At 74.1% G+C, this 17,964-nt stretch carries 21 protein-coding genes; 8 read left to right on the top strand and 13 right to left on the bottom strand.

Annotated features, from left to right (window positions below; translation table 11 throughout):
• Nucleotides 1-2: 2 nt before the first annotated feature.
• Both ACZ64A_RS16985 and ACZ64A_RS16980 read right to left on the bottom strand, forming a co-directional pair.
• The gene (locus ACZ64A_RS16985) at nt 3-707 is read right to left on the bottom strand and encodes an MBL fold metallo-hydrolase (protein WP_469811089.1); all 705 of its coding nucleotides are present in this window, start codon (nt 705-707) and stop codon (nt 3-5) included.
• Between the two features lie 60 nt (nt 708-767).
• Nucleotides 768-2,123 carry a M20/M25/M40 family metallo-hydrolase gene (locus ACZ64A_RS16980; protein ID WP_469811088.1) on the bottom strand — a complete coding sequence of 452 codons (1,356 nt, stop codon included), beginning with the start codon at nt 2,121-2,123 and terminating at the stop codon, nt 768-770.
• Nucleotides 2,124-2,257: 134 nt separating this feature from the next.
• Here ACZ64A_RS16980 and ACZ64A_RS16975 point away from each other — a divergent pair, with 134 nt between their 5' ends.
• Nucleotides 2,258-3,517, top strand: a complete 1,260-nt coding sequence (locus ACZ64A_RS16975; RefSeq protein WP_469811087.1) for a geranylgeranyl reductase family protein — start codon at nt 2,258-2,260, stop codon at nt 3,515-3,517.
• 158 nt (nt 3,518-3,675) lie between these two features.
• Here ACZ64A_RS16975 and ACZ64A_RS16970 read toward each other — a convergent pair whose 3' ends face one another.
• Nucleotides 3,676-4,125 (bottom strand): nitroreductase family deazaflavin-dependent oxidoreductase, encoded by a 450-nt coding sequence (locus ACZ64A_RS16970; protein WP_469811086.1) that lies wholly within the window; start codon nt 4,123-4,125, stop codon nt 3,676-3,678.
• A gap of 131 nt (nt 4,126-4,256) precedes the next feature.
• Here ACZ64A_RS16970 and ACZ64A_RS16965 point away from each other — a divergent pair, with 131 nt between their 5' ends.
• Together ACZ64A_RS16965 and ACZ64A_RS16960 are read left to right on the top strand one after the other, a co-directional pair.
• The gene (locus ACZ64A_RS16965; protein WP_469811085.1) at nt 4,257-4,955 is read left to right on the top strand and encodes a TetR/AcrR family transcriptional regulator; all 699 of its coding nucleotides are present in this window, start codon (nt 4,257-4,259) and stop codon (nt 4,953-4,955) included.
• Between the two features lie 73 nt (nt 4,956-5,028).
• A complete protein-coding gene (locus ACZ64A_RS16960; protein ID WP_469811084.1) occupies nt 5,029-5,376 on the top strand; it encodes a DUF1330 domain-containing protein in 348 nt (115 codons plus the stop codon).
• Nucleotides 5,377-5,533: 157 nt separating this feature from the next.
• Here the strand turns inward: ACZ64A_RS16960 and ACZ64A_RS16955 are convergent, their stop codons facing one another.
• Complete coding sequence (locus ACZ64A_RS16955) at nt 5,534-5,863, bottom strand: TfoX/Sxy family protein (RefSeq protein WP_469811082.1); 330 nt, start codon at nt 5,861-5,863, stop codon at nt 5,534-5,536.
• Complete coding sequence (locus ACZ64A_RS16950) at nt 5,863-6,321, bottom strand: SRPBCC family protein (protein ID WP_469811081.1); 459 nt, start codon at nt 6,319-6,321, stop codon at nt 5,863-5,865. The genes ACZ64A_RS16955 and ACZ64A_RS16950 overlap by 1 nt, the downstream gene beginning before the upstream one ends.
• 152 nt (nt 6,322-6,473) lie before the next feature.
• On the opposite strand from ACZ64A_RS16950, the gene ACZ64A_RS16945 reads away from it, so the two are divergent.
• The gene (locus ACZ64A_RS16945; RefSeq protein ID WP_469811080.1) at nt 6,474-7,697 is read left to right on the top strand and encodes a sensor histidine kinase; all 1,224 of its coding nucleotides are present in this window, start codon (nt 6,474-6,476) and stop codon (nt 7,695-7,697) included.
• Nucleotides 7,694-8,359, top strand: a complete 666-nt coding sequence (locus ACZ64A_RS16940; RefSeq protein WP_469811079.1) for a response regulator — start codon at nt 7,694-7,696, stop codon at nt 8,357-8,359. The genes ACZ64A_RS16945 and ACZ64A_RS16940 overlap by 4 nt, the downstream gene beginning before the upstream one ends.
• Here the strand turns inward: ACZ64A_RS16940 and ACZ64A_RS16935 are convergent.
• The gene (locus tag ACZ64A_RS16935; RefSeq protein ID WP_469811077.1) at nt 8,320-8,607 is read right to left on the bottom strand and encodes a DUF6332 family protein; all 288 of its coding nucleotides are present in this window, start codon (nt 8,605-8,607) and stop codon (nt 8,320-8,322) included. The two genes, ACZ64A_RS16940 and ACZ64A_RS16935, sit on opposite strands and share 40 nt — an antisense overlap.
• Nucleotides 8,608-8,676: 69 nt before the next feature.
• Nucleotides 8,677-10,167 carry an MFS transporter gene (locus tag ACZ64A_RS16930; RefSeq protein WP_469811076.1) on the bottom strand — a complete coding sequence of 497 codons (1,491 nt, stop codon included), beginning with the start codon at nt 10,165-10,167 and terminating at the stop codon, nt 8,677-8,679.
• Between the two features lie 87 nt (nt 10,168-10,254).
• Here ACZ64A_RS16930 and ACZ64A_RS16925 point away from each other — a divergent pair, with 87 nt between their 5' ends.
• Nucleotides 10,255-10,650, top strand: a complete 396-nt coding sequence (locus tag ACZ64A_RS16925; RefSeq protein WP_469811075.1) for a MarR family winged helix-turn-helix transcriptional regulator — start codon at nt 10,255-10,257, stop codon at nt 10,648-10,650.
• Nucleotides 10,651-10,710: 60 nt separating this feature from the next.
• Here ACZ64A_RS16925 and ACZ64A_RS16920 read toward each other — a convergent pair whose 3' ends face one another.
• The 5 genes from ACZ64A_RS16920 to ACZ64A_RS16900 form a co-directional block, all read right to left on the bottom strand.
• Nucleotides 10,711-11,451, bottom strand: coding sequence for a maleylpyruvate isomerase family mycothiol-dependent enzyme (locus ACZ64A_RS16920; protein WP_469811073.1), 741 nt, complete (start codon nt 11,449-11,451; stop codon nt 10,711-10,713).
• A 57-nt stretch (nt 11,452-11,508) separates the two neighbouring features.
• Nucleotides 11,509-11,964 (bottom strand): VOC family protein, encoded by a 456-nt coding sequence (locus tag ACZ64A_RS16915; RefSeq protein ID WP_469811072.1) that lies wholly within the window; start codon nt 11,962-11,964, stop codon nt 11,509-11,511.
• A gap of 45 nt (nt 11,965-12,009) precedes the next feature.
• On the bottom strand, nt 12,010-12,909 hold the full coding sequence (locus ACZ64A_RS16910) for an AraC family transcriptional regulator (RefSeq protein WP_469811070.1): 900 nt from the start codon (nt 12,907-12,909) through the stop codon (nt 12,010-12,012).
• A 46-nt stretch (nt 12,910-12,955) separates the two neighbouring features.
• Nucleotides 12,956-13,459: a DUF4232 domain-containing protein gene (locus ACZ64A_RS16905; RefSeq protein ID WP_469811069.1), complete on the bottom strand. Its 504-nt coding sequence runs from the start codon at nt 13,457-13,459 to the stop codon at nt 12,956-12,958.
• A 184-nt stretch (nt 13,460-13,643) separates the two neighbouring features.
• Nucleotides 13,644-14,495: a class I SAM-dependent methyltransferase gene (locus ACZ64A_RS16900; protein WP_469811067.1), complete on the bottom strand. Its 852-nt coding sequence runs from the start codon at nt 14,493-14,495 to the stop codon at nt 13,644-13,646.
• A 137-nt stretch (nt 14,496-14,632) separates the two neighbouring features.
• On the opposite strand from ACZ64A_RS16900, the gene ACZ64A_RS16895 reads away from it, so the two are divergent.
• Nucleotides 14,633-15,217 (top strand): TetR family transcriptional regulator, encoded by a 585-nt coding sequence (locus ACZ64A_RS16895; protein ID WP_469811066.1) that lies wholly within the window; start codon nt 14,633-14,635, stop codon nt 15,215-15,217.
• 350 nt (nt 15,218-15,567) lie between these two features.
• Here the strand turns inward: ACZ64A_RS16895 and ACZ64A_RS16890 are convergent, their stop codons facing one another.
• Nucleotides 15,568-16,770: an MFS transporter gene (locus ACZ64A_RS16890; protein ID WP_469811380.1), complete on the bottom strand. Its 1,203-nt coding sequence runs from the start codon at nt 16,768-16,770 to the stop codon at nt 15,568-15,570.
• 303 nt (nt 16,771-17,073) lie between these two features.
• Between ACZ64A_RS16890 and nadE the strand changes: the two genes are divergently transcribed.
• A complete protein-coding gene (gene nadE / locus ACZ64A_RS16885) occupies nt 17,074-17,904 on the top strand; it encodes an ammonia-dependent NAD(+) synthetase (protein WP_469811065.1) in 831 nt (276 codons plus the stop codon).
• Nucleotides 17,905-17,964 lie beyond the last annotated feature (60 nt).

Genomic DNA, 17,964 nt, shown 5'->3' with positions numbered 1-17,964 from the left:
GGTCAGGCGTGCTGGTCCGCCACCGCCCGTAGCACCTCACCCGCCCCCGAGGTCACCGCGTCCCCATGGCCGAAGCAGGCCACCTCCGTCTCCAGACCGGCCAGTTGCCGCAGCGACGCCAGTGCCCGCTCCCGGTCCAGATTGAACACGCCCGGCATCACCGCGCCGTCCACCGGGGACGCGGCGATCGTGTCCCCGGTGAACAGCACCCCGTGCGCGGGCAGATGCAGCGCGATGCTGCCGTCCGTGTGCCCGGGGACGTGCACCACACGGGCGCCCGCACCGAAGTCCAGGACGTCGCCGCCGGACACCGCGTGGACCACCGGCGGCGGGGTCGCCTCGCTCAGCGGCGGCAGACCCCGGGTGACCTCGGCGTGCAGCGCCCGCTCCCAGTCCTGGAGCACCGGCGCAGGCCCCGGCCGCTCCTGGCGGACGTACGGCGCGTCCAGCCGGTGCGCGAGCACGGGCACGTCACCCCACTCGCCCGCCCCGCCCGCGTGATCCTCGTGGAAATGCGTCAGCACGATCCGCCGTACGGCACCGGGGGCGAGCCCGAGCGACGTGATCGCCTCCGCCACGGCGCCCCCGGAGCCCACCGGCCCGGCGTCGATCAGCGTCAGATCGTCGTCGCCGTCCCGCCACAGGTAGGCCTGGCCGACGGGGAAGCGCAGCAGATGGAGGCGGGGGAGCAGTTCGATGACGTCCATGGGGCGAACGTAAGGGCCCCGGGCGGCGCGCGCGGGGCCCTTGGCTGAGAGCAGAGCCGGTCAGCCGGCCGCGTAGTTGCGCAGGAACAGCGCTTCGGCGACGGACAGCCGCTCCAGCTCCTGCGGCGACACGCTCTCGTTCACGGCGTGGATCTGCGCCTCGGGCTCGCTCAGTCCGATCAGCAGGATCTCCGCCTGCGGGTAGAGCGCGGCGAGGGTGTTGCACAGCGGGATGGAGCCGCCCTGCCCCGCGTACTGCATTTCCTGGCCCGGGTAGGCCACCGCCATCGCGTCGGCCATCGCCTGGTAGGCGGGGCTGGCGGCGTCGGCGCTGAAGGCCTGGCCCTGGCCGACCTGTTCGACGGCGACCCGGGCTCCCCACGGGGTGTGCGCCTCGACATGGGCCTGGAGCAGCTTGGTGGCCTCCGCGGCGTCCACGCCCGGCGGCACGCGCAGGCTGACCAGGGCGCGGGCGCTCGCCTGCACGGACGGCGTGGCGCCGACGACCGGCGGGCAGTCGATGCCGAGCACGGTGACGGCCGGGCGGGCCCAGATGCGGTCGGCGACGGTGCCGGAGCCGATCAGCTCGACGCCGTCGATCACCTTGGCGTCCTTGCGGAACTGCTCCTCGTCGTACTGCAGGCCCTCCCAGGCGGCGTCACCGGCCAGCCCGTCGACCGTGGTGGAGCCGTCCTCGGCGCGCAGCGAATCCAGCACCCGGATCAGCGCGGCCAGCGCGTCCGGGGCGGCCCCGCCGAACTGTCCGGAGTGCAGATTGCCCGCCAGCGTGTCCACCTGCACACGGACCAGGGTCATACCGCGCAGGGTGGTGGTCACGGTCGGCAGCCCGACCCGGAAGTTGCCCGCGTCGCCGATGACGATCGTGTCCGCCCGCAGCAGCTCGGGGTGTTCTTCGGCGTAGCGCTCCAGGCCGCCCGTGCCCTGCTCCTCGGAGCCCTCGGCGATGACCTTGACGTGGACGGGTATGCCGCCGTTCGCCTTCAGCGCGCGCAGCGCCAGCAGATGCATGATGACGCCGCCCTTGCAGTCCGCGGCGCCGCGGCCGTACCAGCGGCCGTCGCGCTCGGTCAGCTCGAACGGCGGGGTCGCCCAGCCGGCCTCGTCAAGCGGGGGCTGCACGTCGTAGTGCGCGTACAGCAGCACGGTCTTCGCGCCCTCGGGGCCGGGCAGGTAGCCGTACACCGACTGCGTGCCGTCCGGGGTGTCCAGCAGCGCCACGTCCTCGAAGCCCTCGGCCGTGAGCGCGTCGGCGACCCAGCGGGCGGCCTGCTCGCTCTCGCTCTTCGGGAACTGCGTGAAGTCCGCCACCGACTTGAAGGCCACCAGCTCGGCGAGTTCCGCCTTGGCCCGGGGCATCAGCGCGGCGACGGTCTCGGCGACCGGATGCGACGACATGGGGCACGCTCCTCGTGGGTGCGACGTTGTTCAGGTGAGTGCTGCCGATCCTCCCACAGCGGGCCGTGACGATCTCCGCCGTAGGATGCCTGTGGCAGCAGCGGCAGCGGCGTGATCGGGAGCGGTAGACCATCGTGAGCAGCGAGAACTCTTCGGCGGACGACGGGCGGCAGGTGTGGGACGTCGTCGTGGTGGGCGCGGGACCCGCGGGGGCCTCGGCCGCCTACGCGGCCGCGGTCGCCGGACGGCGCGTCCTCCTGCTGGAGAAGGCGGAGCTGCCGCGGTACAAGACGTGCGGCGGCGGCATCATCGGTCCCTCGCGCGACGCACTCCCGCCCGGTTTCGAGCTGCCGCTGAAGGATCGCGTGCACGCGGTGACGTTCTCCCTGGACGGCCGCTTCACCCGCACCCGGCGCTCCCGGCAGATGCTGTTCGGGCTGATCAACCGTCCCGAGTTCGACCAGCAGCTCGTCGAGTACGCGCAGAAGGCGGGCACCGAGCTGCGTACCGGCGCCACCGTGCAGCGGGTCGAGCAGCACGGCCCGGCCGTCCCGGACCGGCGCACGGTCGCCGTCGTCCTGCAGGGCGGCGAGACCCTGCTGGCCCGCGCGGTGGTCGGTGCCGACGGCAGCGCCAGCCGGATAGGGGCGCACGTCGGCGTCAAGGTCGACCAGGTCGACCTCGGTCTGGAGGCGGAGATCCCGGTGCCGGACACCGTCGCAGAGGACTGGAAGGGGCGGGTGCTGATCGACTGGGGCCCGCTGCCCGGCAGTTACGGCTGGGTGTTCCCGAAGGGGGACACGCTGACGGTCGGTGTGATCTCGGCGCGCGGCGAGGGCGCGGCGACCAAGCGCTACCTCGAGGACTTCATCGGCCGGCTCGGCCTCGCCGGGTTCGAGCCGAGGATCTCCTCCGGCCATCTGACCCGCTGCCGCGCCGACGACTCACCGCTCTCGCGCGGACGGGTGCTGGTGTGCGGGGACGCCGCCGGACTGCTGGAGCCGTGGACCCGGGAGGGCATCTCCTTCGCCCTGCGCTCGGGCCGGCTCGCGGGGGAGTGGGCGGTACGGATCGCCGAGGCGCACGACGCGGTGGACACCCGGCGTCAGGCCCTGAACTACGCGTTCGCCGTGAAGGCCGGGCTCGGCGTCGAAATGGCCGTCGGCAAGCGGCTGCTGTCCGCCTTCGAGCGGCGCCCCGGTCTCTTCCACGCCGCCCTGACCGGTCTGCGGCCGGCCTGGCGGGCGTTCACGGACATCACCCGCGGCTCCACGAACCTGGCCGACATCGTCCGCACCCGCCCGATCGCCCACCGCGCGCTGAGCGCCCTGGACCGCCGCCAGGCGGCGACGGCCGAGACCGCTTCCCCGGCCACGACCGAGGCCGACTCCTGAGGCGACGCGAGCCCGGGGGCGGGGCGATCGCTCGGCTCGCGGGGTGACGCAGAGACCAGGAGCGAGGGCGGTCGGCCGGCCCTCGGTCGCCGGATGCGCGCGACCCGGGCGGGGCCGGCCGGTCGGTGGGCGATCATGACGGTGGCGGGGCCGGCCGGTCAGCCGGCGATCGTGACGCGGAAGACGGGGTGGTCCGGGGCGATCCGGCGCAGCTCGGACTCGGGGGAGTCGGGGCCCACCCCGTTGAAGAAGACGCCGACTTCGGCCTTCCAGCGCTTGAGGTAGGCGCGCAGGATCGGCGCCTTGTCGTCGTCGGAGACCTCCGTCGCCGTGAACCGGTCCACCTGCTTGCCGAGCCGCAGCTCACCACCGCCCGCCGCGCGCATGTTGTGCGTCCACTGGACGTGGCCGCGCGGGGCGACGAGGTACTGCGCGCCGTCCACCGTGAGTAGATTCACCGGGGTGGTGCGCCACTGGCCGCTCTTGCGGCCCCGGACGGCGAGCACCCGGGAGCCCCAGACGCTGATGCCGCGGCCGGTCAGCCAGGCGACCGCACGGTTGAAGACATTGACGGTGAACCAGCCGGGCTTGCGGACGTGTGCGGACATGGCAGCCTCCTGAGACAAAACCGTGAGCGGTGCTCTCGCTCTGCCCTCAGTCTTGCGCGATCGGCAACCCAAAGCAAGAGCAGTGCTCACACTTGTGTGCGCCGCTCTCTCTTCGTGGCAGACTGGCTGCCATGAGCAGGGACATCGCACGCGGCGCCCGGGCCCGGGCCAGGATCGAGATCACCACCGCCATCAAGGACGAGGCGCGCAGACAGCTGGCCGCCGACGGCGCCGCGAAGCTCTCGCTGCGGGCGGTCGCCCGCGCACTCGGCATGGTCTCCTCCGCCCTCTACCGCTACTTCCCCAGTCGCGACGACCTGCTGACCGCGCTCATCATCGACGCCTACGACTCCCTCGGCGAGGCCGCGGAGTCCGCCGCCGCGTCGGTCGGCGACGCCCCGCCCGCCCGGCGCTGGACGGCGGTCTGCGAGGCCGTACGCCGGTGGGCGCTGGCGCACCCGCACGAGTACGCCCTGATCTACGGCTCGCCCGTACCCGGGTACAGCGCGCCGATGACGACCGTGCCGCCCGCCGCGCGCGTCGGCCGCCTGTTCCTCACGATCGCCGGCGACGCCCACCGCGCGGGCTCGCTCGCCGAACCGCCCCTGCCGGCCGCGCTGCGCGACGAGGCCGCCCGCATGGCCGCCGACCTCGCCCCCGACCTCCCCCCGGAGACCGTGACCGCCCTGGTGGCGGCCTGGGCGCAGCTGTTCGGACTGGTGAACTTCGAGCTGTTCGGCCAGTTCAACCGGGTGGTGGAGGACCGCGAGGAGTTCTTCCGGCACGCGGCGCTCCGGCTGGCGGAGGGCGTGGGCCTGACCCTTACCTGAGAGGTCATCGACCCCCGGGCGGCCCCCTGCCAGGATCGTGGATGTCAGCAGCCCGAAAGGACCGGAGGACGCCATGACCGCCTACGTGATCGGCCACCTGCAGGAGGCCGCGCCGCACCCGGAGATCGCCGAGTACATCGAGCGCATCGGCGCCACGTTCGCGCCGTACGGCGGGCGTTTCCTGGTGCACGCGGCGCAGCACGAGGTGAAGGAGGGCGGCTGGCCCGGGCACGTGGTGGTGATCGGCTTCCCCGGCATGGCCGAGGCCCGGGCCTGGTGGGACTCGCCCGCCTATCAGGAGATCGCCCCGCTGCGCTCCCGCCACATCGAGGGCGACATCATCCTCGTCCCGGGCGTCCCCGAGAACTACGACCCCACGGCGACGGCACGCGCGATGCGGGAGGGGATGGCGACGCGGTAGGGCCGGGGGCGGCTCACCCGGCGGCAGCCGCCAGGCGAACCCCGGCGCCCGCCGCAGGTGCATGTCGCCCGGCGCCCGCGAACCCGGGCGGACCCGCCTCCTCCCCGTCTCCCGGCGACCGTCCGCCGAGCGGACCAGCCCCGCTCTCTGTCGGGCCTCACTTGGGTGGCAGGCCCGCCGCGAAGGTGCTGCCCTCGGTGATCCAGCCGGCGAGTGCGTCGTCCTCGGTAACGGACGGGCCGGCCACCACCACCCAGCCGCGCATCGGACGGCCGGACATGGCGAAGGGCCGCGTCCCCGGCCGGGCCAGGGCGGCGTCGGTGCCGTCCGGTCCGACCCGCACCAGCAGGTCGTCGCCGGTCACCGCGACCGCCATGTTGCCGCCCAGCAGGAACGCGAGCCCGCCGAACATGCGCTTCTCGGCGAGCCCCGGCGCATCGCCCAGCATCGCCCGGACCCGCTCGGCCAGCCCTTCGTCGTACGCCATCACAGGTCTCCGTCCCGCTCGGTGAGCCGGCGTTCGAGGTCGCGCAGGTCCTTGCCGAGGGAGGAGCGGACCTGCCGGGCCAGCAGGGGCGCGGCGAGCCGGAACAGTCCGCCCGGGCCACCGCGCACCCGGATGGCGGCCAGCGTGCCGGCCGGGTCGGGCGCGAAGGAGTACGTGACGTGCATCGGCATGGGGCCGGCCACGGACACCATGTCCAGCGTCCGCGGCGGCTCGTGAGCGGCCACGCGCAGCACGTAGTCGATGCGCCGCCCCAGGAAGTACGCCGTGCGGGTCACCTCGGCGCCCGTCCCGAAGCCGCCCGTCGCGGCCGGCCGGGTCAGTTCGGCCCGGCGGATGCCCTGGGTCCAACGGCTGTCGTTGCGCCAGTCCATGGCATAGGCGGCCACCCGCTCGACCGGCACCGGGATCGTGCGCCGCACCGTCACGTCGATCGTCATCCTGGCACCCGCCTCACCGCGTCGCCGCCCCCGCTCCCAGCATGGCCGCACCGCGTCCCGTCCGCTGCCCGTGGCGTACTTCCCGGGGAGTACGTGTGATCACCTCGCCCGGCTGACGCCTCCCGGCGCGCGGGACGTCTAGCGTGACGGACATGGAGCGAGAGCGTGCGCGCGGCGGCCCGCCGCGGCGGTGGCGGCAGGGTCCGCCGTGGGCGGGCCGGCGGGACGGCGAGGACCGCCGCGCCCACTGGCCCTGGCCGTCCACCCTGATCGTCACCGCCGTCGTGCTGGCCGGCTCGCACTTCGCCGGGCACCAGCAGCACGGGGCACGCGTGCCGCTCGACTCGTTGGCGCGCGTGCTGCTCGTCGTCGCCGCGGGGCTGCTGCTGTGGCGCAAGCGGTACCCGGTGGCGGTCGTCTTCGGCACCTGTGCCGCCACCTTGGTCTACCTGGGCGCCGGCTATCCGTACGGGCCGGTGTTCCTCACCGTCGCCGTGGCCTGCTTCAACGCGATCCTGGCCGGGCGGCGGTGGGCCGCCTGGTCGGCCGTCGGGATGCTGTGGGCCGGTCATGTGGTGATCGCCCACTGGCTCTTCCGCCGGCTGCCGCCGTCCGGGGACACGGCGCTCCCCTGGGGGCAGGAACTCGTCGCCGCCGCCTGGGTGGTGGCGATCGCCGCCGTCGCCGAACTGGCCCGCGCCCGGCGCGAGCAGTGGGCGCGCGAGCGTGCCGAGCGGGCGCAGGCCGCGAAGCGGCGCGCCGACGAGGAGCGGCTGCGCATCGCCCGTGAACTGCACGACGTCCTCGCCCACAGCATCTCCGTGATCAATGTGCAGGCCGGTGTCGGCCTCGCCCTGCTGGACTCCGACCCCGAGCAGGCCCGCCAGGCCCTCACCACCATCAAGGCCCAGAGCAAGGAGGCGCTCGGCGAGGTACGCCAGGTCCTCGGCACCCTGCGCGCACCCGGCGCCGCCCCGCGGGCGCCCGCGCCGGGCCTGGACCGGCTGCCGGAACTGGTGGAGCAGGCCGCGAGCGCCGGCCTCACCGTCACCGTCGACGGCACGGCCCCGCCGCTCGCCCCCGGCACCGACCTCGCGGCATTCCGAATCGTCCAGGAGGCCCTCACCAACGTCGTACGGCACTCGCGGTCGCGGCATGCGCGTGTGCGGCTCGACCCCAGCGGGCGGGCGTTGCGGCTGCGGATCGACGACGACGGACCGGCGTCCGGCGCTGACGCCGGCGGCAGTGGCAACGGGCTGGCCGGAATGCGGGAGCGGGCGGCCGCGCTGGGTGGCACGATCGAGGCGGGGCCGCGCCCCGACGGCGGCTGGCGGGTGCTGGCCGAACTGCCCCTGCACATCAAGGAGGACCGGTGATCCGCGTACTGCTCGCCGACGACCAGTCGCTGGTCCGCGCGGGGTTCCGGGCGCTGCTCGACGCGCAGCCCGACATCGAGGTGGCCGGGGAGGCCGCCGACGGGGAACAGGCGGTGCGCGCGGTCGCCGAACTGCGGCCGGACGTGGTGCTGATGGACATCCGTATGCCGCTGCTGGACGGGCTCGCCGCGACCCGTCGCATCACCGGTGACGAGCGGCTGGCGGAGGTGAGGGTGGTCATGCTGACCACCTTCGAACTCGACGAGTACGTCTTCGAGGCGTTGCGCGCGGGCGCCTCCGGTTTCCTGGTCAAGGACACCGAACCGGCGGAACTCCTGCGCGCGGTACGGGCGGTGGTGGCCGGCGACGCGCTGCTGTCACCCGGGGTGACGCGGCGGCTGATCGCCGAGTTCGCCGCCCGGTCCAAGGAACCCGCGGCCGCCGAGACGCTGTCCCGGCTCACCGAGCGGGAGCGTGAGGTGCTCGCCCTGGTCGGCCTCGGCCTGTCCAACGAGGAGATCGCCCGGCGCCTCGTGGTCAGCCCCCTCACGGCGAAGACCCACGTCAGCCGCACGATGGTGAAGCTGGGCGCCCGTGACCGGGCCCAACTCGTCGTGCTGGCCTATGAGTCCGGGCTGGTCCGGCCGGGCTGGCTGGGCTGACCCCCGGGCCGGCGGAAGCGCAGCAGCACACTGGCGACGCGGGCGAAGAACAGCACCGGCGCGACGATCTCGCCTGCCCGGACCAGCAGCAGCTCGGCCGTCCGCGGCAGGTCGAACAGCAGCGCCGGCCCGGCGACCGCCCCGAACACGACGGCCGCCGCGAACGCCGCGCTGCACAGCGCGTACCCGATCTCCACCGTCGCCGCGTCCTGCTCGGCCCTGGTGCGCCGTCCCCCGTAGTGCTCCATACGGCGAGTCAAACAGCCGGGTGCCCGGCGGGCAAGCAACCCACCGGGCACCGGCTCGGAGGCGTCCCCCTAGTCGCGGACCGGGACGCGGTCCGTCTTCGCCTCCGTCACGGTGGACCGTGCGACCACGACCGACTGCCGCGGGCGGCGTTCGCGCAGGCCGGTCAGGCTGATCAGGAGTCCGGCGAGGGCGATGGCGGTGGCCACCACGAAGCCGGGCCGGTAGCTGTCCAGGACGGCCTGCGGGGTGGCGTGGGCCGGGGCGTTCGCGGTGACCACGGCCGTCACCACGGCGAGGAAGATCGCGCCGCCCACCTGCACCGAGGTGTTCAGCAGGCCCGAGACCATGCCCTGCTCGTGGTCCTCGACCCCGTTGGTGGCCTGGATGTTGAGCGAGGGGAAGACCAGGGCGCACGCGGCGCCGATCAGCAGCATCGACGGCAGGATCGCCGCCGCGTACACCGGGTCCAGGTCGACGTTCAGGAACAGGGCGTAGCCGGCGACCATCAGCGCGAAGCCCGCCGGGATCAGCCGCCGGGTGCCGAACCGGTCGACGATCGAGCCGACCTTGGTGGAGGACACCGCCACCAGCGCGCCGGCCGGCAGGAAGGCCAGCGCGGTGTGCAGCGCGGACCAGCCCAGCAGGGACTGCATGTACAACGTGGTCAGGAACTGGAAGCCGACGTAGGAGCCGAAGAACGCGACCGCGCCGAGCTGGGCGCGCACCTGGTTGCCGGAGCGCAGCACCCCGAGCCGCACCAGCGGGCCCGCCGAGCGCCGCTCGACCAGGACGAACGCGGTGAGCAGCACGGCCACGGCGAGGAACGACAGCAGGGTGCGCGCCGATGCCCAGCCGGCCTCGGGGGCCTGGACGACGGTGAAGACCAGCAGCAGCATCGAGGCGGTGCCGAGGACGGCGCCGGGGATGTCGTAGCCGCTGTGGTTCTCCTCGCGGGCGCTGCGCGGCAGCAGCTTGAGGCCGGCCACCAGCGCGATCAGGGCGATGGGCGCGGGCAGCAGCATGGTCAGGCGCCAGCTGGCCTCGGTGAGCAGGCCGGACAGCACCAGGCCCATGGAGAAGCCGGTGGCCGCGCAGGTGGTGTAGATGGACAGGGCGCGGTTGCGCAGCGGGCCCTCGGGGAACGTCGTCGTGATGATCGACAGGCCGGCGGGCGCGGTGAAGGCGGCGCTCAGGCCCTTGATGAAGCGGCTGGCGATCAGCAGCGGACCGGAGTCGACCAGACCGCCCAGCAGTGAGGCGAGCGCGAACACACCGAGCGCGACCAGGAACACCTGACGCCGGCCCAGCAGGTCGGCGGTGCGTCCGCCGAGCAGGAGCAGGCCGCCGTAGCCGAGGATGTAACCGCTGACGATCCACTGCAGGGTCGAGGTGGACAGGTGCAGGTCGGCGCCGATGGACGGCAGGGCCACGCCGACCATCGACACGTCGAGCGCGTCGAGGAACATCGCGGCGCAGAGCACCAGCAGGGTGCCCCACAGCCGGGGGGTCCAGCGCACCGTCGCGGACGGGGACGCCGAGGGGATGAGCGGAGAGGTCATGGCCGTGACTCTTCCATGCGCATGCATTCGATGCAAGTGCATTTAATTACGGTGCAATGAAATCGCTTCTCTGCTACGGTGCGGTTCATGGCGGCGAAGAAGGCCGAACAGGCGCTCGTGGACCAGTGGCGGGAGATCCTCGCGCTGCACGCCCGCACCCAGTGCGAACTGGACCGGGCGCTCGTCGGGCACGGTCTGTGCGCCAGCGACTTCGAGGTGCTCGACGTCCTGGCGGAGGGCAGAGCCGCGGACGGCTCCTGCGCCTGGCGCGTCCAGGAGATCGCCGACCGCGTCCATCTCAGCCAGAGCGCACTGTCCCGGCTGATCGCGCGTCTCGAGAAGTGCGGCCTGGTGGACCGGGCGCTGTGCTCGGAGGACCGGCGGGGCGTCCGCGTCGCCCTCACCGACAAGGGCCGCGCGCTGCACGGCGAGGTACGTCCGGTGCAGCGCGCGGTGCTCACGAAGATGCTGGCGGGCGGCTGACGCGACCGGCTGACCGCCGGCTGCCGGCCCGCGTGATCCCCGACGCCCGCCGGTCACCGCTCAGACGATCGCCGACTTCTCCTGCCACAGGATCGCCGTCGCGGGGTCGCCCGTCACCGACGGCACCGGGACACGGTTCCACAGCGCCAGGTACAACTGCTCGGCCGGACCGGCCAGTTCGGTCTCCGCCTCGCCGGACCCGCCGCGCACGGTGACAGGAGGCTCCGCCGACAGCCGTACGGTCCACACCGCGTCGTCCGTGTCCGTCGCGCGCACGCGCAGGACCCGGGGCTCCTCGGTGCGCACCCGGCTCTTCGGCCGGGCGTGGAAACCGCGCAGCAGCTCGTCGATGCCGTCCACAGCGAAGCGGGTGCCGATCGGGGTGGGCGTGCCGCCGCGGGCGGACTCGGCGTCGTAACGGTGGATCGTCGTCTCGTGCGCCTGCCGCCGGGTCCAGAAGGCCAGCGGGGAGGAGACCGGGGCGGGGAGGAACGTCCAGGCCGGCGCCCCGGGCTGGGCCGCCGCCAGGGTGTCGACGAGGTGCCGGTGGCTGTCCCGGTACCAGGCCTGCAACTCCTCGCCGTCCAGGTCGTGTTCGGCGTCGATGGGCCGCGGCTCGGTGATGCCGTCGGCGACGAACCGGGCCGCCCAGCGGTGCACGGCCCCCGTGTGCCGCAGCAGGTCCCGCACCTGCCAGTCGGGGCAGGTCGGCACCTTCGCCTCCGGCCCCGCCTCCTCGGCGGCCGCGGCCAGCAGGGCGCCCTCGCGGCGCAGGATGTCCAGGAACTCGGCTGTGTCCATGGCGGGAGTGTGCCGGATGGAGCATGCTCCAGGGCAAGCCGGGGGTCCCCGGATTCGTCAGCGCGGCTCGCCCGGATAGGTGCCGAAGCTCCACAGGTTGCCCTCCGGGTCGCGGGCGGCGAAGTCGCGCGAGCCGTAGTCGGTGACATGCGGTTCGGAGACGATGTCGGCGCCGGCGGCCTTGGCGCGCGCGTACACCGCGTCCGGCTCGGCCGTGACGACGTACGCGCCGAACGAGCCCGGCTGGAAACGCCAGGCGTCGTGCTTCGCGCCCGGGCGGAGTGAGCCCAGCATGACGCCGCCGCCCTCCGGCCAGGCCAGCTCGGCGTGCTGCACCAGGTCCGGGTCCCCGTCGCTGTCGTAGACCACGGTCTCCTGGAAGCCGAAGGCCTCCACCAGGAAGCGGATCAGGGCGCGCGCGTCCCGGGCGCGCAGAGTGGGCCACACCTGCGGCGCGGGCGGGCGCGGGCCGGTACCGGACGGGACGGTCGTGGTCTGCGGGTCCGTGCTCATGGCGGTGGGTTCCCTTCGGAGAATCGGATGCCGACACCGTCAGGATCAGCCGGGCGGCAGGTGCCCGGCTTGGATGTTTCGGAACTCCCGCGCCAGCCACACGCTCGGCGCGCAGGACGCCAGGGCGGTGAACTCGCGGTCCAGGTGCGACTGGTCCGCGTACCCGAGGTCGGCGGCCAGACCCGCGAGATCGGGCCGGTGCGGGCGGGTGGCGAGCCGGCGCCGGGCCCGGTCGAAACGGGCTACCCGGGCCGCGGCCTTCGGCGTCAGGCCGATCTCCTGCCGGAAACGGCTGCGCAGATGCCGGTCGCTCCAGCCGACCTCGGCGGCCAGCGCGTCGATCCGGACGCGGCCGCCGTCCGCCAGCAGCCGCCGCCACGCCTGGACGACCTCGGGCGCCACCCCGGCCGCCGGGTCCGTGTGCCGGGCCAGGCGGCGCAGCAGCCAGTGGTCGACGACGGCGAAGCGGGCCGGCCAGCCGGCGGCCGTACGCAGCCGCTCGTGCACCTCGGCCACCTCCGCGCCCAGGACGTCGTCGGCGGGCACGTCCGTCCCGGCCAGCTCTCCGGCCGGCAGCCCCAGGAGCAGCCGGGCGCCGAGGGGACTGAGGGCCACCTGAACGCCGGACTGGCGGCCGGGTACGGCGATGTGTGCGGGTGCCAGGTGCAGTCCGCCCAGCAGCGTCGGGTAGTCGCCGCCGGGCGCCCGCGGGTCGGGGTGCGCGGCGATGCTGAGCGGCTCGTCGAGGGTGAGGATCAGGGTCAGCCACGGCGACGGCAGCCCGAGGTGCCGGCCGTGCGGGACGCCGCGCTGACGGTAGCCCGAGTACCAGCCGACCAGGCCCCGCAGCGGGGCCGCGGGCGTCGTGTGCAGGGCCTCGTCCACGGGGTCGTCCATGAGGACGTCCACGGGCACGTCCGCGGGGCCGGTCGTCTCGGGCGCCATGCGGTCATTGTCGCGCGGTCCCGGAACGGCGGCCCGTGGACGACGGTCAGCGGGTCACCGGCGTGACGGTGAAGACGTTCGAGCAGACGCGGAGCGACGCGGGCACCAGGAGGGCCTGGTGCGAACCGGGCGGATAGACGCGCAGGTAGGTGCCGGCGGGCCGGCAGGGGCCGCCGATGGGGCCGTTGGTCGTGTGGATCACCGCGTCGGCGGTCTGAGCCGGGCGCAGCGTCACCGTGGCGAACGACTGGCCGCTGCGCGTCGCGGCCGGACCGAGCTGCCGGTGGGCGACGTCCAGCACGCTCGCGCCGGGGTAGCCGCGCAGCGCGCAGGAGCCGGTGCCGGTGTTGGTGAACCGTATGGGCCAGTACAGCTGACCGGCGCCGTGGTCCTGGCGCCCCATGGAGAGGTACAGGTTGTCCACGGCGCAGGTGGGCACCGCCGCGCTCGCCGGCTGCGCGAGCAGCCCGGCGGCCGCCCCGCCGGCGACGGCCGCGACCGCGAGGCCGGCGGCGACCAGCTTGCGGGGGAGGGAGAAGGAGAGTGACATGGCACGACACCTCCGAAGGATGTGTGTCGACGGCCTGGTGGAGGATGTGGGCGGATCGCCCTGAAAGCCGCAGATCGTGTCTCTGCTCCTTGAGACACTCATCCCCCGGCAAGGGTTGCATCGGACGTGTCACGACTGCGAAACCCCGCGACGAACCGCTCCCGCCCCCTGTGGCCGGGCCTGCTCAGCCGGCCGGGCGGTCCGCCGTGACCAGCCAGCACGTGCTGCGCAGCAGGACCGTGCCGTCCGCCGACTCGTGCCGACGCAGATGGGCGGTCAGGGTGCTGTGGGCGCGGGCCCGGGCGGTCGCCTCGGCCTGCTCCAGCAGGTGGCGGCCGGGGCCGGTGCCCAGCAGGAAGTCCGCCGCGTCCTCGGCGCCGGTTCCCCACACTCCCTGGGCCTGCACCTGCTGGACGTCGACGTCGGTGAAACCGGCCGTGGTCAGGACGGCGCGGATGCGGTCCGGGGCGGCCAGCGAGAACATGCCCGGCAGCCCCGGCGCCCCGAAGTCCCCGACGGGCAGGAGGCCGCGCAGCGACGCCACCGCCGTCACCCAGTCGTTGAGGGAGGCGTCGGCCGGACAGACGAACGCCAGCCGCCCGCCGGGGCGCAGCGCACGGCCGACGTTGCCGAAGGCGGCCGCGGGGTCGGCGAAGAACATGACTCCGTAGCGGCTGATCGCCGCGTCGAACGCGCCCGGCTCGAAGGGGTGCACCTGGGTGTCGCCCTGGACGAAGGAGACGTTGCGAACGCCCTCCTTCTCGGCCCGGTCCCGCGCTGCGGCCAGCATCGGTCCGGACAGGTCGAGGCCCGTCGCGTGCCCGCGCGGTGCCCGCAGGGCGGCGAGCCGGGTGGTCTGCCCGGAGCCGCAGCCGAGGTCGAGGACCCGATGGTCACCGCGGATCCCTGCGGCGTCGAGGAGTGGCTCGTCGAAGCCGTGGTTCACGGCGTTCCAGCGGTCCTGGTGGCGGGCCCAGTGCTCGCCCTCCGGGCCGTTCCACGCCTGTGCCTGCTCGGTGTTGACGACGTCCGGCACGGTGCCTCCTGGGGTCGTGGACGGAGAATGGGCGTACGCCCAAACAGTATGGGCATACGCCCAAACTGGCAATGCCGGTTACGATCCGAGGAATTGCCGAGGCCGGCGGGCGCAGCGGCGCGAGGGAAGAGGGGTTCATGTCACCGCGTGGAGTGGCGACGCCGGACGTGCGCGAGCGGCTGTTCGCGGCGGCCGAGCGCGTCGTGGAGAGGGAGGGGCCGGGCGCGCTCACCAGCAGGGCCGTCACCACCGAGGCGGGCTGCGCCAAGGGGCTGCTGCACACGCACTTCGCGGGGCTGGACGAGTTCGTGGCCGAGCTGTGCCTGGACCGGTTCGCGCGTACGGCGGCGCGGGCGGAGGCCCTGTCCGGGCGCGTCGGGCAGGGGGCGGTGGTGGAGAACGTCGCCGCCGTCGCCCTCGCCCTGTTCGAGTCCGGCGGCCCGGCCATCTCCGGCGTCGCCCTGACCCGCCCCGCCGCCGCGCTGCGCATCCGCGAGGCGCTGGAGGGCGGGGCGCCCGGCTTCACGGCGATCGAGCAGGCCGTCACCGGCTACCTGGCGGCGGAGCAGCGGCTGGGCCGAGTGCCGGCCACCGTCGACCCGGCCACGGCGGCCCTCGCCGTCGTCGGCACGGCCCACCACCTGCTGATGACCACCTGGCCAGGCACCCCGGACCCCCGCCCCACCCTGAAACGCCTGGTGAGGGCCTTGCTGGAGGCCTAGAGGGACGGCCGGGGCGAGGCCGCGCCGCTGCGGCGGCCTGCGGCCTGCGGCCTGGCGGCCTGCGGCCTGCGGCCTGCGGCCTGGCGGCCTGCGGCCTGCGGCCTGGCGGCCTGCGGCCTGCGGCCTGCGGCCTGCGGCCTGGCGGCCTGCGGCCTGCGGCCTGCGGCCTGGCGGCCTGCGGCCTGCGGCCTGCGGCCTGCGGCCTGCGGCCTGGCGGCCTGCGGCCTGCGGCCTGCGGCCTGCGGCCTGCGGCCTGCGGCCTGCGGCCTGCGGCCTGGCGGCCTGGCGGCCTGCGGCCTGCGGCCTGCGGCCTGCGGCCTGGCGGCCTCCCCCGTCGCTCCCCTCCCCGTTCAGCCGTTCGCCGTCTCGCGTGTCGTGAGGCCGATCGTTGCTGCCACGGCTGCCAGTACTGCCACGCTGGTCAGTGCTGTGGGCAGGGTGAGCCAGTCGGCCATGAAGCCGATGGCGGGTGGGCCCAGGAGCATGCCTCCGTAGCCGAGGGTGGAGGCGAGGGCGACGCCGCTCGGGCCGGTGAGCGCGCCCGCCCGTTCGACCGCGACCGGGAAGAGGTTGGCGAGGCCGAGTCCCGTCACGGCGAAGCCCAGCAGGGCCGCCCAGACGGACGGCGCGAGCGAGCCGAGGAACATCCCGGCGGAGGCGACGGTGCCGCCCGCGACGACGGTCCGGGTGCGGCCGAGCCGTTCCAGCAGAGTCGTCCCGGTGAGCCGGCCGAGGGTCATCGCCAGCGCGAAGCACGAGTAACCGGCCGCGGCCAGCCCCGCAGAGGCGCCGAGATCCTGCTCGAGATGCAGAGCGCCCCAGTCCGCCATGGCACCCTCGCCGTAGGCGGTGCACAGCGCGATCAGCCCGAACACGACGACCAGCAGCCCCCGCGTGCGCCGGTCGGGCCGCCTCTCCGCCGCCTCGCCCGCGCTCTCGCCGGGGCGGGCTACGGCCTCCCCTTCCCTCACCGCCGGCGGCACCAGCCCGCCATACCGCAGCAGCGGCCGGCCCGCCACCCCCGTCACGGCCAGCCCGACGACCGTGAGGCCGAGCAGGTGCTGTGCCGGTGTGAAGTGTCCCGCCACCAGGCCGCCCAGCCCGGCGCCGAGCATGCCGCCCAGGCTGAAGGCCGCATGGAAGCTCGGCATGATCGGCCTGCGCAGCACGGCGATCAGATCGACCGCCGCGCTGTTGAAGGCGACGTTGATACCGCCGTACGCCGCGCCGAAGACGAGGAGCACCGCGCCCAGCGTCAGCGCCGAGTGCGTGAGCGGAGGCAGCGCCACGCTGAGGGAGAGCAGAACGGCGCAGACGACCGTCACGCGGTGGCTGCCGTAACGGCGGCACAGCCGGCCCGTCAGCGTCATCGTGATCACGGCGCCGGCGGAGACGCCGAGCAACGCGAGGCCGAGACCGCTCGCGGAGGCGCCGGTCTGGTGCTTGATGGCGGGGATGCGCACGACCCAGCCGGCGAAGACGAAGCCGTCGAGGGCGAAGAAGGCGGTGAGGACGATACGGAGTCGGGTGAGGTGGGACCGGTGACCCGGCACGGCGTTGTGCGAACGGGTTTTGTTTATTTGCGGCACAAAGTCAGGCTAGAAGGCCGTACGCACCTGGGCAAGGGGAGGTGGGAAGGGGCCTTTCCGTGCGGCCACCTGCTCCTGACCAGCGGTGGAGCGGCGCGGCCCGGCGCGTCACCGGGTGCACGCCGTGTCGTATCGTCGGAGCGGCAACCGGAAGCACGGCGAAGGTGACGGTGCCCTGTACCCCCTGGTCATGTCCGTCACGGGTACTCCGCCGCTGCCGGGTACCCGTCCCTGAAGACCCTGCAGTCCCGTACCGAAGGAGCAACCGTGACCGACCCGGCGTCCATGGCCCTGCAGCAGGAGATCGCCCGTGAGCTGGAGGTGAGCGCCGACTTCGACGCGCAGCGGGAGATCGAGCGCAGGGTGGCGTTCCTCGCCGACCGGCTGACCTCCACCGGCCTGCGCGCCCTGGTGCTCGGCATCAGCGGCGGCGTCGACTCCTCGACCGCCGGCCGGCTGTGCCAGCTCGCCGTGGAGCGGGCCCGCGACGCCGGGCACGACGCGACGTTCTTCGCGATGCGGCTGCCGTACGGCGTCCAGGCCGACGAGCACGACGCGCAGCGGGCGCTGGAGTTCATCCGCCCCGACCGTGTGCTGACCGTCGACATCCGGCCCGCGAGCGACGCGGCCCTGCAGGCCCTGCTCGCCGGCGACACCGTCTTCCGCGACGAACACCACCAGGACTTCGTGCACGGCAACGTCAAGGCCCGGCAGCGCATGATCGCCCAGTACGCGGTGGCCGGGGCGCACGAGGGCCTTGTCGTCGGCACGGACCACGCCGCGGAGGCGGTCTCCGGCTTCTTCACCAAGTACGGCGACGGCGCGGCCGACGTGGTTCCGCTCACCGGTCTCACCAAGCGGCGCGTGCGGGCGCTGGCCGACGCCCTCGGCGCACCCGCCGAGCTGGTGTGGAAGACGCCGACGGCGGACCTGGAAACGCTGACCCCGGGCCGCCCCGACGAGGAGGCCCTCGGCGTCACCTACGACGACATCGACGACTTCCTCGAGGGCAAGCCCGTCAGCGAGGAAGTCTTCGAGGCCATCGTCCACCGCTACCGGATCACCGAGCACAAGCGCCGCCTGCCGATCGCCCCGTGAGCCGGCCGGGCCCGGACGCCGTCCGAACGTCGTCCGCGCAGGCCCCGGGCAGGGAGGCCG

It is taken from the genome of Streptomyces sp. NPDC104814 (genome assembly GCF_055583185.1).
The sequence above is the reverse complement of the archived record's forward strand: the minus strand, read 5'-3'. Positions and strand labels throughout refer to the sequence as shown.

What these genes read in the sequence shown, in the direction of transcription:
- ACZ64A_RS16985 (WP_469811089.1), bottom strand. Translation starts at nt 707, where the DNA reads ATGGACGTCATCGAACTGCTCCCCCGCCTCCATCTGCTGCGCTTCCCC.
- ACZ64A_RS16980 (WP_469811088.1), bottom strand. Translation starts at nt 2,123, where the DNA reads ATGTCGTCGCATCCGGTCGCCGAGACCGTCGCCGCGCTGATGCCCCGG.
- ACZ64A_RS16970 (WP_469811086.1), bottom strand. Translation starts at nt 4,125, where the DNA reads ATGTCCGCACACGTCCGCAAGCCCGGCTGGTTCACCGTCAATGTCTTC.
- ACZ64A_RS16965 (WP_469811085.1), top strand. Translation starts at nt 4,257, where the DNA reads ATGAGCAGGGACATCGCACGCGGCGCCCGGGCCCGGGCCAGGATCGAG.
- ACZ64A_RS16960 (WP_469811084.1), top strand. Translation starts at nt 5,029, where the DNA reads ATGACCGCCTACGTGATCGGCCACCTGCAGGAGGCCGCGCCGCACCCG.
- ACZ64A_RS16955 (WP_469811082.1), bottom strand. Translation starts at nt 5,863, where the DNA reads ATGGCGTACGACGAAGGGCTGGCCGAGCGGGTCCGGGCGATGCTGGGC.
- ACZ64A_RS16950 (WP_469811081.1), bottom strand. Translation starts at nt 6,321, where the DNA reads ATGACGATCGACGTGACGGTGCGGCGCACGATCCCGGTGCCGGTCGAG.
- ACZ64A_RS16945 (WP_469811080.1), top strand. Translation starts at nt 6,474, where the DNA reads ATGGAGCGAGAGCGTGCGCGCGGCGGCCCGCCGCGGCGGTGGCGGCAG.
- ACZ64A_RS16935 (WP_469811077.1), bottom strand. Translation starts at nt 8,607, where the DNA reads ATGGAGCACTACGGGGGACGGCGCACCAGGGCCGAGCAGGACGCGGCG.
- ACZ64A_RS16930 (WP_469811076.1), bottom strand. Translation starts at nt 10,167, where the DNA reads ATGACCTCTCCGCTCATCCCCTCGGCGTCCCCGTCCGCGACGGTGCGC.
- ACZ64A_RS16925 (WP_469811075.1), top strand. Translation starts at nt 10,255, where the DNA reads ATGGCGGCGAAGAAGGCCGAACAGGCGCTCGTGGACCAGTGGCGGGAG.
- ACZ64A_RS16920 (WP_469811073.1), bottom strand. Translation starts at nt 11,451, where the DNA reads ATGGACACAGCCGAGTTCCTGGACATCCTGCGCCGCGAGGGCGCCCTG.
- ACZ64A_RS16915 (WP_469811072.1), bottom strand. Translation starts at nt 11,964, where the DNA reads ATGAGCACGGACCCGCAGACCACGACCGTCCCGTCCGGTACCGGCCCG.
- ACZ64A_RS16910 (WP_469811070.1), bottom strand. Translation starts at nt 12,909, where the DNA reads ATGGCGCCCGAGACGACCGGCCCCGCGGACGTGCCCGTGGACGTCCTC.
- ACZ64A_RS16905 (WP_469811069.1), bottom strand. Translation starts at nt 13,459, where the DNA reads ATGTCACTCTCCTTCTCCCTCCCCCGCAAGCTGGTCGCCGCCGGCCTC.
- ACZ64A_RS16895 (WP_469811066.1), top strand. Translation starts at nt 14,633, where the DNA reads ATGTCACCGCGTGGAGTGGCGACGCCGGACGTGCGCGAGCGGCTGTTC.